At 57.5% G+C, this 18112-nt stretch carries 12 protein-coding genes; 8 read left to right on the top strand and 4 right to left on the bottom strand.

What is annotated here, in order from left to right; translation table 11 throughout:
• Positions 1-51 precede the first annotated feature (51 nt).
• Positions 52-1274 (top strand): IS3 family transposase gene (locus B723_RS03940; protein ID WP_416739011.1). Its coding sequence is split into 2 segments (ribosomal slippage): positions 52-403 and positions 403-1274, totalling 1224 coding nucleotides; the frame shifts between segments, so codons are not numbered across the junction.
• 119 nt (positions 1275-1393) lie between these two features.
• Positions 1394-3316, top strand: coding sequence for an acetyl-CoA hydrolase/transferase C-terminal domain-containing protein (locus tag B723_RS03935; protein ID WP_017341462.1), 1923 nt, complete (start codon positions 1394-1396; stop codon positions 3314-3316).
• Between the two features lie 225 nt (positions 3317-3541).
• Here B723_RS03935 and B723_RS03930 read toward each other — a convergent pair whose 3' ends face one another.
• Positions 3542-4465 carry a hypothetical protein gene (locus B723_RS03930; RefSeq protein ID WP_017341461.1) on the bottom strand — a complete coding sequence of 308 codons (924 nt, stop codon included), beginning with the start codon at positions 4463-4465 and terminating at the stop codon, positions 3542-3544.
• A 452-nt stretch (positions 4466-4917) separates the two neighbouring features.
• On the opposite strand from B723_RS03930, the gene B723_RS03925 reads away from it, so the two are divergent.
• Both B723_RS03925 and B723_RS03920 read left to right on the top strand, forming a co-directional pair.
• Positions 4918-6066 carry a hypothetical protein gene (locus B723_RS03925; protein ID WP_017341459.1) on the top strand — a complete coding sequence of 383 codons (1149 nt, stop codon included), beginning with the start codon at positions 4918-4920 and terminating at the stop codon, positions 6064-6066.
• A 297-nt stretch (positions 6067-6363) separates the two neighbouring features.
• Positions 6364-7326: an IS110 family transposase gene (locus B723_RS03920; protein ID WP_017341458.1), complete on the top strand. Its 963-nt coding sequence runs from the start codon at positions 6364-6366 to the stop codon at positions 7324-7326.
• Between the two features lie 32 nt (positions 7327-7358).
• Here the strand turns inward: B723_RS03920 and B723_RS03915 are convergent, their stop codons facing one another.
• Both B723_RS03915 and rep read right to left on the bottom strand, forming a co-directional pair.
• Positions 7359-7931 carry a xanthine phosphoribosyltransferase gene (locus tag B723_RS03915; protein ID WP_010465159.1) on the bottom strand — a complete coding sequence of 191 codons (573 nt, stop codon included), beginning with the start codon at positions 7929-7931 and terminating at the stop codon, positions 7359-7361.
• A gap of 70 nt (positions 7932-8001) precedes the next feature.
• Entirely contained in the window at positions 8002-10011 is a 2010-nt protein-coding gene (gene rep, locus B723_RS03910) for a DNA helicase Rep (protein ID WP_017341457.1), read from the bottom strand.
• Positions 10012-10275: 264 nt separating this feature from the next.
• Between rep and B723_RS03905 the strand changes: the two genes are divergently transcribed.
• The gene (locus B723_RS03905; protein ID WP_017341456.1) at positions 10276-11949 is read left to right on the top strand and encodes a putative bifunctional diguanylate cyclase/phosphodiesterase; all 1674 of its coding nucleotides are present in this window, start codon (positions 10276-10278) and stop codon (positions 11947-11949) included.
• 60 nt (positions 11950-12009) lie between these two features.
• On the opposite strand, the gene B723_RS03900 is transcribed toward B723_RS03905, so the two are convergent.
• Positions 12010-13407 (bottom strand): NorM family multidrug efflux MATE transporter, encoded by a 1398-nt coding sequence (locus B723_RS03900; protein ID WP_033037660.1) that lies wholly within the window; start codon positions 13405-13407, stop codon positions 12010-12012.
• Positions 13408-13566: 159 nt separating this feature from the next.
• On the opposite strand from B723_RS03900, the gene B723_RS03895 reads away from it, so the two are divergent.
• The 3 genes from B723_RS03895 to B723_RS03885 all read left to right on the top strand — a co-directional run bounded on the left by B723_RS03895 (position 13567) and on the right by B723_RS03885 (position 18108).
• Positions 13567-14487, top strand: a complete 921-nt coding sequence (locus B723_RS03895; protein ID WP_017341454.1) for a LysR substrate-binding domain-containing protein — start codon at positions 13567-13569, stop codon at positions 14485-14487.
• Between the two features lie 181 nt (positions 14488-14668).
• Positions 14669-16645, top strand: a complete 1977-nt coding sequence (locus B723_RS03890; protein WP_017341453.1) for a methyl-accepting chemotaxis protein — start codon at positions 14669-14671, stop codon at positions 16643-16645.
• 248 nt (positions 16646-16893) lie between these two features.
• Positions 16894-18108, top strand: a complete 1215-nt coding sequence (locus B723_RS03885) for an aldose 1-epimerase family protein (RefSeq protein WP_017341452.1) — start codon at positions 16894-16896, stop codon at positions 18106-18108.
• Positions 18109-18112: the final 4 nt, after the last annotated feature.

Below are 18112 nucleotides of genomic sequence, written 5' to 3'. Positions count from 1 at the left end.
TCCCGTCCTGAATAAGGTTTACACCTTCTGACTTCTTTTCAGGAAGGTGCAATGGATACGGGCACGAAGCGCAGTCAGCGTGATTACACACTGGCTTTTAAATTATCGGTTGTCCACCAGGTCGAAAAAGGCGAGTTGAGTTATAAAGAGGCTCAGCGGCGCTATGGGATTCAGGGTCGGTCGACGGTGCTGGTTTGGTTACGCAAACATGGTCGCCAGGACTGGAGCCAAGGCGCCTCCATTCGTTCCCAGAGGATCAGACCTATGGACGAGCCAACCTTGCCACTGACTCCCGAGCAAAGAATCAAAGAACTCGAAGAACAACTGGCGCTGGCAACTCAGAAAGCCCAATTCTTTGAAGCCGTGGTCGATGTTCTGAAAAATGACTACGGCGTATCTGTCGTAAAAAAGCGACCCGGCAAGTCGTTGCGCAAACCCAAACCCTGAGTGTCAGCAGGGCTTGCCAATTTATGGGAATAAGCCGTCAGGCCTATTACAAACGCAACCGGGTCTACAGGGCTCGGGCCGACCAGGATCAGCAGCTCATAACGTTTGTAGAGAAGGTCCGTGTTCGCCAACCGTGCATCGGCACTCGCAAGCTGCATTCGATGATGCATGAGCAGCGTGAGCAACAGGAGCTCCATGTTGGCCGGGATCGTTTGTTCGCGGTTTTGCGGGAAAGCCGCCAGTTGGTCCGCAGAAAACGGGCGTATCACAAGACGACCGACAGCCATCATCGCTTCCGCCGACACCCCAATCTGCTGAAACCAAGCCCGGAACAAATAGTCGCTACCGGCCCAGAACAGGTCTGGGTGGCCGATATTACGTACCTGCCTACCCGTGATGGCGTTGCCTATTTGAGTTTAGTGACGGATGTCTTTTCGAGAAAAATAGTCGGCTATCACGTGCATGAAAGTCTGCACACCGACTCCGTGGTGCAAGCCTTTCGAATGGCTTTGAAGCGACGTCGAAGCGTTCAGAAACTAGTCCATCACTCGGATCGAGGCGCCCAGTACTGCTCGGCCCTTTATCAAGAAATGCACGCAAAGCATGGCATCACTTGCTCGATGACCGACGGCTACGACTGCTACCAAAACGCCTTGGCAGAGCGGGTCAACGGCATCTTGAAAACAGAGTTCTTGATCCACCGACCTGCGGATTTTGCGCAGGCCACACAGATGGTGCGAGAGGCCGTCACGATCTACAACCAGGAGCGGCCGCACCTCTCTTTAAAATACAAAACGCCCGATGCGGTGCATCGGGCGTTAGGGTGAAACAGGTGTAAACCTATTTCAGGACTAGACATGCGATTTGCCGCACGAGGCTGTTCATTGCAGCAAAGACACGGCACGATCGGTCCAACCCCAACTCACGGAATGTAAGGGAGGATCAGATGGTGCAGTTGTGTTCTATCGAACAGGCGGTCGATGATGTGTTGGCACGGTTGCCGGCGCACATCCACATGGGCCTGCCCCTCGGCCTGGGCAAACCCAACCACTTCGTCAACGCGCTGTATCAACGCGTGGCGCAACTGCCCGAGCGGCAGCTGACGATCTACACCGCGCTGTGCCTGGGCCGTCCTTCCTTGGGCGACGGTTTGCAAAAGCGCTTCCTTGAACCCTTCATCGAACGGGTGTTTGGTGACTATCCGGAACTGGATTTCCTCGCGGGCCTGCACAAGGACAACCTGCCGCCCAACATCCACGTTCATCAATTTTTCATGCAGCCCGGCAGCCTGCTGCATAGCGCATCCGCTCAGCAGGATTACGTCAGCAGCAACTACAGCCACGCCGCGCGGGACATCAATGCCGCCGGTTTGAACCTGGTCGCGCAACTGGTGGCCAGCCACAGCGAGCATCCCGATCGCCTCAGCCTGAGTTGTAACCCGGACATCACCCTCGACCTGTTCCCGATGATCGAGAAACGCCGGGCAGCGGGGGAGACGATCCTGCTCGTGGGCCAGGTGCACAACGACTTGCCGTATATGCCCGGTGATGCGGAAATCGGTATCGATGCCTTCGACCTGCTGATCGATGAGAAGGACACCACCACGCTTTTCTCGACGCCGAACATGCCGGTGGGTTTCCAGGATCACTTCATCGGCCTGCACGCCAGCACGCTGGTGCGCGATGGCGGCACTTTGCAGATCGGCATCGGTGCCATGGGCGACGCGCTGACAGCTGCGTTGCTGGCGCGACAGGCTGACAACGAGGGTTACAAAGCGCTGCTGGCGGACGTGAATCTCAGCCAGTGGGCGCAGTTGATCGACCGTGAAGGCGGAATCGAGCCCTTCGCCAAGGGCCTTTACGGTTGCAGCGAAATGTTCGTCAACGGCTTGCTGGTGCTGGCCGATGCCGGGATCGTGCGGCGCAAGGTCTACCCGGACGTGCCCACTCAGCAACAGGCCAATGCCGGCACCCTGGACGAGGCTGCGCAGATCGACGGCATTTCGGTGCACGGTGGATTTTTCCTCGGGCCACGCAGTTTCTATGAGCGCCTTCGTGAGTTGCCGCAAAGCAAGCGGCTCGAATTCAACATGACCCGCATCAGCTACATCAACGAGCTTTACGGTCAGGAAGAACTCAAACGCTTGCAACGCCTGGATGCGCGATTCATCAACACCGTGTTTACCATGACGTTGCTTGGCGCCGGTGTGGCCGATCAGCTCGAAGACGGGCGGGTACTCAGCGGCGTCGGCGGGCAGTACAACTTTGTCGCCCAGGGCCATGCGCTGGAGGGCGCGCGCTCCATTCTGTTGCTGCGAAGCTGGCGCGAGGCAGGCGGGGAGGTCAGTTCCAACATCGTCTGGCAGTACGGCCATTGCACGATCCCGCGGCATCTGCGCGACATCGTCGTCACCGAATACGGCATCGCCGATTTGCGCGGCAAGACCGATGCGGCGGTGATCGAGGCGTTGCTCAACATCAGCGATTCACGCTTCCAGTCGGGGTTGATCGAACAGGCGCAGGACGTAGGTAAATTGCCGAAAAATTTCCGCATTGATCCGCGTTTTGCCGACAACAGGCCAGAGCGTCTACAGGCGATTCAGGCGCGGCATCCGCAGTTGTTTCCGGAGTATCCGCTGGGGTGTGATTTCACTGGGGAGGAGCGGGACTTGTTGCGGGCGCTCAACTGGCTGAAGAGCAAGTTCAAGCTGACGGAGATTCTGGAGTTGGGCAAGGCCGCTCTGGATGCGCCAGAGCCTGAATCGTTTCCCGAGCATCTGGAGCGGATGCAACTGACCAACCCGGAGGGGTTGAAAGAGGATTTGTTCCAGCGCCTGCTGCTCACCGGCCTGAAGGCCACCGCGCCATAACACGCAACGCAAAACCAACTGTGGGAGCCAGCCTGCTGGCGATGGCTGTCTGTCAGTCAGTCATGAAGATTTTGACACGACACGACACGACACGACGCCATCGCCAGCAGGCTGGCTCCCACAGGGGATAGTTATTCGATGAAGGTCACGACGCCGCCAGCCACATTTTTGAGACAGGAGGAATAGAACAGGTATTTTTACTTTCGTGGGATACCACTTAATTAGCTAGTGTATTGGGCTTACGTTCACAGATGGACTAAGGAAGTCTATGTGATAACCGGAAGACCCATCACCAATAGCTAAGTGAACTCCACTGATGCCTTCATTCATTTGTGAGTTTGTTTTGTAATCGATATTCGATGAGATAGCCTCGTTTACCCCGATGGCAAACTCCGTCAGCTTAAGTCCTCGAGCACCAGCCGCAAGATCTAAAAGCTTTATTTGCTCTTCATTTTTTATTTTTAGTGAGATGATGGTGTTGTCTTTAATTGATAACACTGCACCTTCTTTCGAAATTCGATTGCTCAGCCAATTAAGTGAAGTTTTTAGGCCCTCTGGTAGGGTCGGGTTAGGTTTTCTGAGCACTGTCAATATACCCGCGATTTTTAATGTTCCGGTAAAAGAAAATGGGCAGGGCTCTTGTGGGTTCATGTGTGCGTAATGAACTTCGAAAAATTCTGCTACGGACTGAACAAAATCGTGAGACACGTCTTCGGCAAGTAGTGCGTAAGGCTGGGCGTGCGGAAAAATGGAGACCTGCGCGTCGGCGTCGTTACCAGAAAGAAAAAAGAAATCATGTGAATTGAGCATGTTTAACACAGATCGCTGTGTGCATAAGGCATGTTCAAAATTGCTACTCAGCAAAAGCTTAAGGCTATAAAGCGCAGTAGCTACAGTGGGTTCGAACACTTGAGTTGCGCAGAAAACGCTTCTTTTGCTTTCTGTATTTTTTGCTAGGTCAAACGTCATTTTTGCGGCGTCATTGCTAAAAGAAAAAACAATACTGTTTCTTGGTAGTTTCTTTAGCTCAAAAATATTGGCTGTGTTGAATCCTTGCAACGCACACTCTCTGAGGAAGTCATTTGAGTCCGAAATAATTAATAATTCTTCACGGCCGAAGAGTGTCGATATCATATTCGTTGGTGACATAAAATTCTCCTGGTTTTTCCAATGCGCGGAAAGAACACTTACCGCGCATTGGTATCATTTACTCAGTGTGAGCCCAGGCCAACGGTGCCCACCCAAAATTATCCGGGCCAGAAGTGATCCGGTTAAGCTTTTCTTTGACGACTTTTTCATTTTTCATATGATCATCCTTTTTCAATTTTTAGTTTGCTCCCCGAGCTGCTTGGGAGTGGACTAATTAATACAGGATTTTTTGGGTGCGTTAAGTGTCTTGCTAGGCATTTTTTAGAATATATTCATCTGTCACGACTCTCGGAGGATGTGATGCGGTTATTTGTGTGGGGCGCATCTGTAGTCTTATTCTGAAAGTTTGATATTTTAATTTTTTATGTTGTTGTGGATGAGTTTGTGTAGTTAGCTTTATTTATGGGCTTCGTTTTCTGGCTCGATATTAACTGTAGATAGAGGATTATATAGTGCGCGCATCAAAGAAATATCTGTCAGATACGTCTGTCCATCAGGCCTTATTGCTAGTTGATCTAACCGAAACAAACAATCCCAATCACGCCGTCCGGCTGCTGCTGCATGAAGTCCTGCAAGGACTCGCTGAAAAAGGCTGGCCTAAAGCACAGTTACAGACTGGGCCGCGTATTGTGTCTGCTGAAGAAAATTACGGTTTGCTCGGCTATGATCCGACAGAAGTCACGCTCGGGAGTGAACACACCCGTTGGGTCGATGAGTGCTCGCTGTTGCGAACGCAAACCACCAGTCAGATTCCGGCAGCGCTTCAGCGAGCGGCGCAAGTGCGGCAACCGGGGCAGACTATTTTGCTGGCCGCACCGGGTATTACTTTCCGTCGCGATAGTCGGGATCGTTGGCATTGCGCAGAACCGCATCAAATGGATATTTGGGTGCTGGGTGATCCGGATATGTCGACGCATGAACATCTGTTGCGCCTGGTCAGCGATATTCTCAAGTCCGCCGTTCCCGATAAACCTTGGGTCTACAGCAATAGTCCGCATCACTACACGGAGGGCGGAATTGAAGTAAATGTGTTGAATGACTGTGCTCCAGTTGAAGTGTTGGAGTGCGGTCGTATTGCGAGATCTTTGTTGGAGCGCTTGAAAATAGACCCGCTGCGTCATGGGGGGCTGGCGCTGGGGATGGGGCTGGATCGCCTGACAATGCTGCGCAAGGGCATCCCGGATATTCGCTTGCTACGCGATCAGAACGTGCGAGTGCAGGCGCAGATGCATGATCTGAAGCCATGGACGGCAGTATCGCGTTTGCCGTCGATTGCTCGTGACATCTCGTTGGCGATTACGCCGGGGCTAAGCGAAGAGGTGCTGACCGAGAGGATGTTGCAGGCGGCTGGTGACTGCTCTGACTGGATCGAGGAGATGCAGGTCAAGGGACGCTGGGCGTTCTCGGATTTACCCGCACAAGCAATCAAGCGCCTAGGGCTGCTACCGGGCCAGGAGAATGTACTCCTGCGAGTGGTGCTGCGTGATTGTTCGCGATCAATCACTACCGCTGAGGCGAATGCCTTGTATGCGGACATTCAGGCAGCGATGCATGAAGGGGCGCCGGGGGCGGGTTATCGAATGGATCTTCCAAAGGCTTGAAATCTAATTGCCCGAGTAACCACTCAATCGCCGCGGGAGCGAGCCTGCTAGCCAACATTGCTGTTGGGCTTTATGGCCTCATCGCGAGCAAGCTCGCTTGTATGTTTAGACTTGAAGGGGTGGGTGGGACTAAAGCTCGTCATCTGACTCTGACCAGTACAGACCGTGGGAGACTTCGTCCCACCCCTTCACCTAATGCGCCGATAAGGAATGCATCGGCTCGGACCGACGATAGAAACAAGCCAGCGCAACGGTGAACCCCGTCAAGTATCTAAACCCTAGCTCGGAGGGTGTGCCATGACAATCCTGGATTCGCAGGTGGTCGTCGGTGTGGATGTGGCGAAGGACGAGATCGTTATCTATCGATCCGACCTGGAAAAGACCCTAAATATCGCGAACAAGCGATCAACCTTGAAGCAATGGCTCAAGACGCTGCCAGCGCACAGCGCTATCGCGCTAGAAGCGACCAATATCTATCACCTTGATACAACGGAAATGGCCCATGAAATGGGCCATGACGTTTACGTCATCGATGGCAGTCGCCTCAACAAATACCGCGATGGAATAGGCATGAGGGCGAAAACAGATACGTTGGATGCCGAGCTGCTGGCCCGTTACTTGAGCCGCGAATCCGACAGATTGAGGATCTGGAATCCGCCACCGAAGGCTTACACACAAATGAAAAGCCTGCTTCGCCGTCGGGCTCAGTTGGTCCGGGCCTGTGTTGCACTCAAGCAGAGCTGGAAAAACGAATCCTTGCTGAAAGAGCACTTCAACCAGCTTCTGGCCGCCATTGCCCAGTTCGAAAAGATGATTCAGAAAACGCTCAAGGAAATTGCTGAGGAAGGTGGGATTGATGATCAGGTGAAGCGTTGCCAGGCCATCGAGGGCGTAGGGCTCCTGACGGCCACCGCAGCGGCCACTGCTTTTATGCGTGGGGAATTTGCCAACAGCGACGAGTACGTCGCCTTCCTCGGCATGGATCCGCGTGTGAGGCAGTCAGGACAAAAGGATCAAAAGCGCCGACTCTCTAAACGAGGGGACTCGGAGTTCCGGCGCTTGTTTCACAATAGCGCTATGGCTGCCAGCCGTTCGCCGACCTGGAAGCCGTACTACGAACGCTATCTGGCCAGAGGTCTAAAAGGCACTCAGGCCTTGGTTATCCTGGCACGCAAGCTGGCCAGAGTGATGTTTGCCCTGATGAAAAACCAAACCGAATACAAGCCAAATTCTATGTTTGGGTGTTCCCCCCAAACATAGAATCTCCCACAGGGGAAATGCGGTGTAGCGGGTTATTCGATGAAGGTCACGACACCGCCCGCCAGCGACTGAACGCGAGCAAGCGACTCAACCCGATAACCCTGCGCATCCAGTTCCGCACGCCCACCCTGGAACGACTTCTCAATCACGATCCCCAAGCCCGCCACGGTCGCGCCGGCCTGTTTGATGATCGAGATCAGCGCCTGGGACGCCTTACCGTTGGCCAGGAAGTCATCGATGATCAACACGCGATCGCTGCTGGTCAGGTGGCGCGGGGAGATCGCCACTGTGCTTTCGGTCTGCTTGGTGAACGAGTAAACGGTCGCCGACAGCAGGTTTTCGGTCAGGGTCAGGGACTGATGCTTGCGGGCGAAAATCACCGGTACGCCCAGGTTCAGGCCGGTCATGATCGCCGGGGCAATGCCCGAAGCTTCGATGGTGACGATCTTGGTGATGCCCGAGTCCTTGAACAGCGCAGCGAACTCGTCGCCGATCAGCTTCATCAGCGCCGGGTCGATCTGGTGGTTCAAAAAGGCGTCGACCTTCAGGACCTGATCGGAAAGCACGATGCCTTGTTCGCGAATTTTCTGGTGCAGTGCTTCCATGAAGCGTTCCTCTACTGGCGCTGTGTGCGCCTAGCTTGTCAAAAAGTGTTTGGTTGAAAAGTGCTCAATTCTAGCGCTTTAACATCGCCCGTATATCCGCCAATGCGGTGTTGCCGCGAACGGCTTTGACTTCAACCGGCGTGTCATCGGTGCCTTCCCAAGCCAGGTCGTCCGGCGGCAATTCATCAAGGAAACGGCTCGGTGCGCAGTCGATGATTTCGCCGTATTGCTTGCGCTTGGCGGCGAAGGTGAAGGCCAGCGTCTGGCGCGCGCGGGTAATGCCAACGTAGGCCAGCCGACGTTCTTCTTCGATGGTGTCGGCTTCGATGCTGGAGCGGTGCGGGAGGATTTCCTCTTCCATGCCCATGATGAACACGTAAGGGAATTCCAGACCCTTGGAGGCATGCAAGGTCATCATCTGCACGCCTTCGGCGCCGTCTTCCTCTTCCTGCTGACGTTCCAGCATGTCGCGCAGGACGAGTTTGCCGATGGCGTCCTCGACGGTCATCTCACCTTCTTCGTCTTTCTCCAGGGTGTTTTTCAACGCCTCGATCAGGAACCAGACGTTACCCATGCGGTAGTCGGCGGCCTTGTCGCTGGAGCTGTTGGTGCGCAGCCAGTTCTCGTAGTCGATGTCCATGACCATGCTGCGCAGCGCCGAGATCGGGTCTTCGCCGGCGCACTGCTCGCGGACCTTGTCCATGAAACGCTTGAAGCGCGACAGGCGATCGGTGAAACGCGTGTCCAGATGCTCGCCCAGGCCGATTTCGTCGGTGGCGGCGTACATCGAGATTTTTCTTTCGGTGGCGTAGTTGCCGAGCTTTTCCAGGGTGGTCGAACCGATCTCCCGGCGTGGGACGTTGATCACCCGCAGGAAGGCGTTGTCGTCATCCGGGTTCACGATCAGGCGGAAGTAGGCCATCAGGTCTTTCACTTCCTGACGTCCGAAAAAGCTGTTGCCGCCCGACAACCGATACGGAATCTGGTGATGCTGTAGCTTCAGCTCGATCAGCTTGGCCTGGTAGTTACCGCGATACAGAATCGCGAAATCGCTGTAGGGCCGGTCGGTACGCAAGTGCAGGGTCAGCAGTTCCACGGCCACGCGTTCGGCTTCGGCGTCTTCGTTGCGGCAGCGGATCACGCGGATCTCGTCGCCGTGGCCCATCTCGCTCCACAACTGCTTTTCGAATTCGTGCGGGTTGTTCGAGATCAGCACGTTGGCGCAACGCAGGATGCGGCTGGTGGAGCGGTAGTTCTGCTCCAGCATCACCACTTTCAGGGACGGGTAATCGTCCTTGAGCAGCATCAGGTTTTCCGGGCGGGCGCCGCGCCAGGCATAGATCGACTGGTCGTCGTCGCCCACCACGGTGAACTGGTTGCGCGTGCCGATCAGCAATTTCACCAGCAAATACTGGCTGGCGTTGGTGTCCTGGTATTCGTCCACCAGCAGGTAGCGAACCTTGTTTTGCCACTTTTCGAGGATGTCGGCGTGTTCCTGGAACAGTTTCACCGGCAGCAGGATCAGGTCGTCGAAGTCCACCGCGTTGAACGCCTTGAGCGTGCGCTGATAGTGGGTGTAGACGATGGCGGCGGTCTGCTCCTTGGGGTTGCGTGCGTTTTCCAGGGCTTCGGCCGGCAGGATCAGGTCGTTTTTCCACGAGCCGATCATGTTCTTGATCTCGTCGACGCCGTCGTCGCCCGCGTATTCCTTCTGCATGATGTCGGTCATCAGGGCTTTGACGTCGGTCTCGTCGAAAATCGAGAAGCCCGGTTTGTAGCCCAGCCGCACGTGTTCCTTGCGGATGATGTTCAGGCCCAGGTTATGGAAGGTGCACACGGTCAGGCCACGGCCTTCGCCGCCCTTGAGCAGGGTGCCGACCCGTTCCTTCATTTCGCGCGCGGCCTTGTTGGTAAAGGTCATGGCGACGATGTACTGGGCGCGGATGCCACAGTTCTGGATCAAGTGCGCGATCTTGCGCGTGATCACGCTGGTCTTGCCGGAGCCCGCGCCGGCGAGCACCAAAAGAGGGCCGCCGACGTAGCTCACGGCTTCTTGCTGCCGGGGATTGAGTCGGGACATACGTAAATTCAGGAGTCAGTACGAAATGGGCCGGCATTTTAACAGGCTCAGCGAATTGTGCTGCTCTCTCCGACTTGTGACGCAACACGCTATCTATATTTGCCGGTTTTGTTACTTTCACGCAGGATGCGCGGTGAATTTGCGTCTAATGTTCGTAATTCCGGATACAAAGGTATCGTTTGATAACTGATGTCATTTGGTCATTGGTTATCGGCACGGCATAATGCCCGCCGCCTACATCATTGCAGAGTCTAGGGAGCTAGCTTGTCTACGCCTGTCGAACCCTTGCGTTTGCTGCTACTGGCCGAAGAGCCAGCGTGGGCAGCGTTGTTGCGCGAGTGTCTGGCTCCGATGGGGAGCTCGGCCGTGCTCATCAGCGCTCCAAGCTGGGAATCGGTCAGCACTCTGTTCGATGACAACCGCAGCGCGGTGTTGTTGACGATCCCGGCCCTTCAGCCGGCGCCGGGCCGTTGCAATTTGCCGACGGTGTTGCTGCTCGAGCACGAGCCGCTGTTGCCGCCCGATGGCGTGAGCGACTGGTTGGTGCGCGAGCATCTCGACCCCGGCATGCTGCGCCGTTGCCTGCGCCATGTGCGCGAGCGCGGCGTGCTGGAAAACACCCTGCAGCGCCTCGCCGAACAGGACCCGCTGACCGGCATCGCCAACCGCCAGGGTTTCCAGACCCTGCTGGCCGCGCGACTGGCAGAAAACGAAGGCCGCGGGCTGGCCTTAGGTCACCTCGACCTCGACAACTTCCGCCACGCCAACGACGCCCTCGGCCATCAGGCTGGCGACCGGTTGATTCTGCAAGTGGTCGCGCGGCTGAAAAGCCAGCTCGAGGCGAGCGATCAACTGGCGCGGCTGGGCAGCGATGAGTTCGCCCTGCTGATCGACACCCGCCGCGCGCCGCAACGCGCCGAGTGGATGGCCGAACGAATCACCGAGGCACTGGCAGAGCCCTATTGGGTCGACGGCGAAAGCCTGTTGATCGGTTCCAGTCTGGGCATCGCCCACGCCCGCGCCCAGGCCGGCGCCGATCCGTTGATGTGGCACGCGCACATCGCCATGCAGCAGGCCAAGAGCACTCAAGGCTGCACCTTTCACATCTTCAACGAACGCATCAATCGCAATGCCCGCAGCATGGCCGACCTCGAAAGCGAGCTGCGTCGGGCGTTGCGTCGCGATGAGCTGGAACTGCATTACCAGCCACGCTTGAACCTCGAAGACGGCCAGATTGTCGGCCTCGAAGCTCTGGTGCGCTGGCGTCACGCTGAACGTGGCTTGCTGCCGCCGAGCGAATTCGTGCCTCTGGCCGAGCAAAGCGGTTTGATCGTGCCGCTCGGTTACTGGGTGATTTCCCGCGCGCTGCGCGACATGCAGGCGCTGCGCGAGCTGGGTCTGCCGGCGTTGCACATGGCGATCAACTTGTCGTTCCGGCAATTTCAGGACAGCCAGTTGCTTTCGACCCTGAGCCGGCTGATTGCCGAGCGCGGCGTCGAGGCGCAATGGCTGGAATTCGAACTGACCGAAACGGCGGTCATGCGTCGCAGCGATCTGGTGAAGCAGACCATGGATGCCCTCGGGCGTCTGGGCGTGCGGTTCTCGCTCGACGACTTTGGCACCGGCTTCTCGTCGTTCGTGCACCTCAACAGCCTGCCGATTGCCTTGCTGAAGGTCGACAAGAGTTTTGTCGGTGGGATGGAGGGGCGCGAAGAGAATCGCAAACTGGTCCACGCCATGATCAATCTGGCGCACAACCTCAATCTTGAAGTGGTTGCCGAGGGCGTGGAAACGCCGGAGCAGCTGGACCTGTTGCGCGGGTTTGGCTGTGATCAGGTGCAAGGGTATCTGATCAGCAAGCCGTTGCCGTTGGCGGAGCTGGTGGATTACTTGAGTTTCGGCAGCAATCAGCAGCCGGCGCTGGAAGGCGTGGTTTAACACGCAGCTTTTGTGGCGAGGGAGCAAGCGCCCTCGCGACAAAAGCTCCCACAGCGGATTTCAGTCAGGTTGAGCCATCCGGAAGCCTTCCTGAGGTGTTGGCTCCCGCCGAATCATCCGCTTCATCTTCCACTCAAACGCCAGCGTCAGGCTCACCGCCGCGCACAACAGGCCCAGCGCCAACCCCCACCAGACGCCCGTCGGTCCCCAGTTCAAATGGAAGGCCATCCACCAGGCGGCAGGCGCGCCAATCAACCAATAGCAACCCAGCCCGACCAGGAACGTGGTCTTGGCGTCCTTGAGCCCACGTATGCAGCCCATGGCGATGGTTTGCGTACCGTCAAACAGCTCGAACCACGCCGCCACCGCCAGCAGGCTCACAGCCAGTTCGATGACGGGACGGAAGGCCGGGTCGTTGTGGTCCAGGAACAGGCCAATCAACTGATTGGGTAGCAGCCAGAAGACCATCGCGAAGCCGAGCATTGCGGCCGCGCCGAACGCGATCCCGACCCGTCCGGCCAGTCGCGCGTCCAACAGCTGCCCGGCGCCGTAATGCTGGCCGATGCGCATGGTGATCGCATAGGAAAGCCCCGCCGGAATCATGAACGCCACCGAGACGATCTGCAGCGCGATTTGATGCGCGCCCAGTTGCGTACTGCCCATGGTGCCCATGCACAGCGCCGCGAAGGCAAACAGCCCGACTTCCACCGCGTAAGTGCCACCAATCGGCAGGCCGAGACGCCACAGCTCTTTCAAGTACTGCCGGTTTGGCCGCGAAAGACCCTGGCGCAAGGGATACGCGTCGTACGCCGGGTGCCGCCGAATATGCAGCGCCAACGCCACGGCCATCAGGTTGGCCACAATCGCCGTGACCAGACCTATGCCCACCAGGCCCATTTTCGGCAGGCCGAACATCCCGGTGATCAACGCATAATTGAGCACGAAGTTGGCCACCGTGCCGCCGAGGCTGATGACCATCACCGGCGTCGCCCGGCCGATGGCGCTGGTGAAACCGCGCAGGGCCATGAAACTCAGGTAGCCGGGCAGGGCGAACGGCAGGATCAACAGGAATTGCCCGGCTGCCTGAACGTTGGTTTCAGTCTGGCCGAACATCAGCAGCACCGGTTTGAGATTCCACAGCAGCAAACCGGCGACCAACGCCATCAACCACGCCAGCCACAGGCCGGCCTGGGTCAGTCGCGCCGCCCCGACGATATCGCCCGCGCCCTGACGGATCGCCACCAGGGTGCCGACCGCCGCGATCACGCCGATGCAAAAAATCGACACAAACGAATAAGTCGCCGCGCCGAGTCCGCCGCCAGCCAGTGCTTCGGGGCTCAGCCGCGCCATCATCAAGGTGTCAGTGAGGACCATCAACATATGCGCCAACTGCGAGGCAATCAACGGCCCCGCCAGCCGCAGGATGGCCCAGAGTTCAATACGCGCTGGATGCTGCATGGTCATCACGCTCGACGCTCAAAGAGAACAGGGAAAGCGTCGATTCTCGGCGCTCTGCGGGGTTTGCACAAAGGGATAAAAAGGATGGATGGCATGATTAAAACTCATCCTGCGGAGATTCTGATAAGTTGACGCCATTGCGCTATAGGAGCTTTCCGCATGTCTCGTCGTCTTCCTCCCTTGTATGCCCTTCGTGCATTCGAAGCGGCGGCGCGGCATAGCTCGTTTACCCGTGCGGCCGAAGAGTTGTCGATTACGCAGAGTGCGGTCAGTCGACACATTCGTACGCTCGAAGAGCACTTTGCCTGTCGGCTGTTTCACCGCAGCGGTCGCAATCTGCAACTGACCGAGTCGGCGCGGCTGATCCTGCCGGGCATCCGCGAAGGCTTCACGGCACTCGAACGCGCCTGCAATACCTTGCGCGCCGAAGATGACATCCTGCGCATGAAAGCCCCATCCACCCTGACCATGCGCTGGCTGCTGGCGCGGCTCAGCCGTTTCCGCCATCTGCAACCGGGCAACGAGGTGCAACTGACCAGCGCCTGGATGGACGTCGACTCGGTGGACTTCAACCACGAGCCGTTCGACTGTGCCGTGATCCTCAGCAACGGGCATTTTCCACCGGACTGGGAGGCGAGTTTCCTGTTCCCCGAGGAGCTGATTCCGGTGGGCGCGCCGAATCTTCTGAAAGATCAACCTTGGGATGTCGAACGCCTGGCCAATGCCGAACTGCTGCACCCGACGCCTGACCGGCGTGACTGGCGCAACTGGCTGGAGCGCATGGGGCTGACCGAACAGGTGTCGCTCAAGGGCGGGCAGGTGTTCGATACGCTTGAGCTGGGGATGATTGCCGCCGCCCGGGGTTATGGCGTGTCGATGGGCGATCTTTTGATGGTGGCGGAGGATGTGGCGCAGGGCCGTCTGAGTTTGCCGTGGCCGACTGCCGTCGCCAGCGGTGAGCATTATTACCTCGTCTGGCCGAAAACACGTCCCGGAGGTGAACGTTTGCGCCGTCTCAGCGATTTCCTCCAAGGCGAAGCCCAGGCGATGAAACTGCCGGATGTCGAGCACCTGAGCTGAATCGTTAGAGCCGGCGAGATAGAGGCTTTGAGCCATATCCTCGCTTATTACTCAAGTATTCAGGTTTGCCGCCGAAAATCTGCAGATGGAACCTTCGTGCAGGTTCGATGCAATTCCCATTATTAGAAAATTTGCCGAGCAGCCGATCAATGACGATCCGGTCACTTGGCCAGGAGCTGTCATGTCTCAACCTCGTGCCCGGATTGCCTCACAGCTTGGTCTTGCGCTCGCCGTTATTCTGGCGATTGTCATCAGCGGCAGCACCGTGTTTGCCTTGCGCTCGCTGGACTCTGCCAACCTCGCTACCCGCGAAGAGCACCTGGCCAGCGAAGCCCGCTTGCTGGCCGACCAGCTGAGTACGTTTCACGGTACGTTGCGTGAAAGTACCCAGCGCCTGGCCGGCCTGTTCGAGAAGCGCTTCAGCGCAGGCCTGAGCGTGCACCCGGACGAGCCGGTGGCCGTGGCGGGCACGCAGACCCCGGGCCTGCACCTGGGCAGCGAAGTGCTGAATAACAACTTCAAGGAAGTGGACGAGTTCAAGCAAATGACCGCGGGCGTTGCGACCGTGTTCGTGCGCAGCGGTGATGAATTCATTCGAGTCAGTACGAACGTCACTAAACAGGACGGCAGCCGCGCCATCGGCACCTTGCTCGATCACGCGAACCCGGCTTATGCACGTTTGCTGGCGGGGCAGAATTATGTAGGTCGGGCGTTGCTGTTCGAACGCTTCTACATGTCGCAGTACACCCCCGTGCGCGACAGCAGCGGTAAGGTCATTGCCGTGTTGTACGTAGGATTCGATTACACCGACGCTCAGAACGCGCAGTTCGCCAACCTCACGCGATTCCGCATCGGGCAGACCGGCTCTTTGGCGCTGCTCGATGAGCAGAACAAATGGCTGGTGCCAATCGCGGGTGTGCAAGCACCGGAGCAAGCGGTCAAGTCGATCAACAGCCTGGCCAAGACGCCGGGTAAAGGTGAGTTCTGGAGCGACACGTCCGAAGACTTCTACAGCATTGCCGTGCCCTTTGAAGGCGGGCCGTGGTCGGTCGTGGCGAGCATGCCGAAAAGTGAAATCCGTGCTGTGACCTGGGCCGTGGGCATTCAATTGGCGATTGGCAGTCTGCTGGCGATGTTGATCGCCGTGGGCTCGGCTGTCTGGTTGCTGCGCAGTAAGCTCGCACCGCTGGGTGATCTGGTGCGTCAGGCCGAAGCTTTGGGCGCCGGTGATCTGAGCGTGCGCTTGAACGTGTCGAGCAACGACGAAATCGGTCAACTGGCCCGCGCCTTCAACCAGATGAGCCAGGCGCTGTCGACAATGGTCGAGCACATTCGCAAGGCCTCGCAAGAGGTCAACAGTCGTGCCCAGGCGCTGTCGGGTCTGTCGGGTGGCGCTTATGAAGGCATGGAACAGCAGTCGGGCGAAATCACCAGCATGGCCGGCGCCGTGGAAGAATTCAGCGCCACCTCGCTGAACATCGCCGACAACATGGGCAGCACTCAACGTCTGGCTCAGGAAAACGCACAACAAACCCAGATTGGGCGTACATCGATGGATGAAGCGTCCTCGTCCCTGGAGCAAATTGCCGGCGCACTGAACAGCACCGCCACGGTGATCAACACCCTGGGTCAGCGCTCTCAGGAAATCGGCGGGATTGTCGGGGTGATCACTTCGATTGCCGAGCAAACCAACTTGCTGGCGCTCAACGCCGCCATCGAAGCGGCGCGTGCCGGTGAACAGGGGCGTGGATTTGCAGTGGTGGCTGACGAGGTGCGCAACCTGGCATCGCGTACTCGCCAGGCCACCGATGAGATTTCCGGGATGATCCAAAGCATCCAGCAGGAAACCGGCAACGCTATCAGCACCATGGAACAGGGCAACGTGCTGATGCAGGAAGGCCTGTCGCGCAACGCCAACGTCGCGTCGGCCCTGGCGCGAATCGATGAGCAAAGTCGCTCGGCTGGCCAGCAGTTCGCGGCGATCACCACGGCGACCCAGGAGCAGAGCAGCACCGCGACATTGCTCAGCAGCAACCTGCAAAGCATTGCGTTGGCGAACAGCGAGCAGCGGGAAGTGGTGTCGAACCTGGCGGTGACTGCCAAGGAACTTGAGAAGCTGGCGGCAGATTTGCGCCAAGAGGTTGACCGGTTTCGTTGAGGCGCCTTTGAAATAGCCTTCGCGAGCAGGTTCCCACAGTTGACCTCAGGTGTTCACAAATGCTGTGTTCACCTGCGACCTAATGTGTGGGCTTGCTCGCGAAAGGATCGACCCCCTTTTCGATTTGCCGCACATTCGCGAATCATTTATCTCAAAGCGGTCTTCTTGGCTTTGTCTGCACTTTTTAACTTGATGAAACGTTTCAGCAAGTCTATAAAAATGGCACAACTCCAATAAAGGCTCCCGCCATGACTCCGCTCAAACTCATCGTCGCCCTCAGTGCGTTCTCTGCCGCGTCCCATGCGATGGCCTGGGATTACGTCCTTCTCGACACCGACAAGGCTGCCCAGAACTGGCAAATCACCAGCCAGCAACTCGGGGTGAAAACCGACAAACCCTTTTCCGTCACCCTGCGAACTCTGCACGGTGGGCGGCAGGAGGGGGTCAGCATTGTCGACATCGATAACGGCACGATGAAGCTTTCAGTGGTGCCGACCCGCGGGATGAACGTCCTGCAGGCCTCGGTCGGTAATGTGCGCATGGGCTGGGATTCGCCGGTCAAGGAAGTGGTCAATCCATCCTTCATCGAACTCAACGGTCGTGGTGGATTGGGCTGGCTGGAAGGCTTCAACGAGCTGGTCACCCGCTGCGGCTACGAGTGGGTCGGCCACCCCGGCATGGACAACGGCGAATTACTGACCCTGCATGGTCGCGCTGCCAACATCCCGGCCAGCAAAGTCACCCTGCACATTGACGAAAAACCGCCGTACGCCATCAGCCTGCGCGGCGAGTTGAAAGAGCAGGCGTTCAAGAAAGTCGACTTCTCTGTCGCGACCGAACTGGTCACCGAACCTGGCAGTGCGAGCTTCAGCCTCAATGACACCCTGACCAACAACGGCGACTACCCGAAGGAATACCAGGCGCTGTACCACAGTAACTTCAGCACCCCGTTTCTCGAGCAGGGCGCCCGCTTCGCCGCGCCGGTGAAACAAGTGTCGCCGTTCAACGACAAAGCGAAAGCGGAACTGCCGGACTGGCAGACCTATCGCGCGCCAACCAAGGATTACGACGAGACGGTGTACAACGTCGTGCCGTATGCCGACGCCAAGGGCGATACGCTGACGGTACTGCATAACAAGGCGGGCAGCCTGGGCGTTTCGGTCGGTTTCAACACACAAACGCTGCCCGTGTTTTCCCTGTGGAAAAACACCGATACCCAAGGCCAGGGCTACGTCACCGGGCTGGAGCCAGGGACAAGTTTTTCCTACAACCGTCGGTATCAGCGGCCACTCGGTTTAGTGCCGACAATTGCGCCAAAAGAACACAGGCAATTCCGGATCAACTACAGCTTGCTGGCGGACAAGAGCGCTGTGGATAACGCGCTGAAGCGGGTCACCGAGATTCAGGGTGGTCGGGAGACTGAGGTGAGGCAGGCGCCGTTAGTGGATCTCACCAAAGAGTAGAGCT

This window comes from Pseudomonas fluorescens NCIMB 11764, from assembly GCF_000293885.2.
Lineage (GTDB): Bacteria > Pseudomonadota > Gammaproteobacteria > Pseudomonadales > Pseudomonadaceae > Aquipseudomonas > Aquipseudomonas fluorescens_B.
Note: the sequence above shows the minus strand (reverse complement) of the source record. Positions and strands in the feature narration are given on the sequence as shown.

Coding starts and splice junctions, on each gene's coding strand:
- B723_RS03935 (WP_017341462.1), top strand. CDS start 1,394: ATGGTGCAGTTGTGTTCTATCGAACAGGCGGTCGATGATGTGTTGGCA.
- B723_RS03930 (WP_017341461.1), bottom strand. CDS start 4,465: ATGTCACCAACGAATATGATATCGACACTCTTCGGCCGTGAAGAATTA.
- B723_RS03920 (WP_017341458.1), top strand. CDS start 6,364: ATGACAATCCTGGATTCGCAGGTGGTCGTCGGTGTGGATGTGGCGAAG.
- B723_RS03915 (WP_010465159.1), bottom strand. CDS start 7,931: ATGGAAGCACTGCACCAGAAAATTCGCGAACAAGGCATCGTGCTTTCC.
- rep (WP_017341457.1), bottom strand. CDS start 10,011: ATGTCCCGACTCAATCCCCGGCAGCAAGAAGCCGTGAGCTACGTCGGC.
- B723_RS03900 (WP_033037660.1), bottom strand. CDS start 13,407: ATGCAGCATCCAGCGCGTATTGAACTCTGGGCCATCCTGCGGCTGGCG.
- B723_RS03895 (WP_017341454.1), top strand. CDS start 13,567: ATGTCTCGTCGTCTTCCTCCCTTGTATGCCCTTCGTGCATTCGAAGCG.
- B723_RS03890 (WP_017341453.1), top strand. CDS start 14,669: ATGTCTCAACCTCGTGCCCGGATTGCCTCACAGCTTGGTCTTGCGCTC.
- B723_RS03885 (WP_017341452.1), top strand. CDS start 16,894: ATGACTCCGCTCAAACTCATCGTCGCCCTCAGTGCGTTCTCTGCCGCG.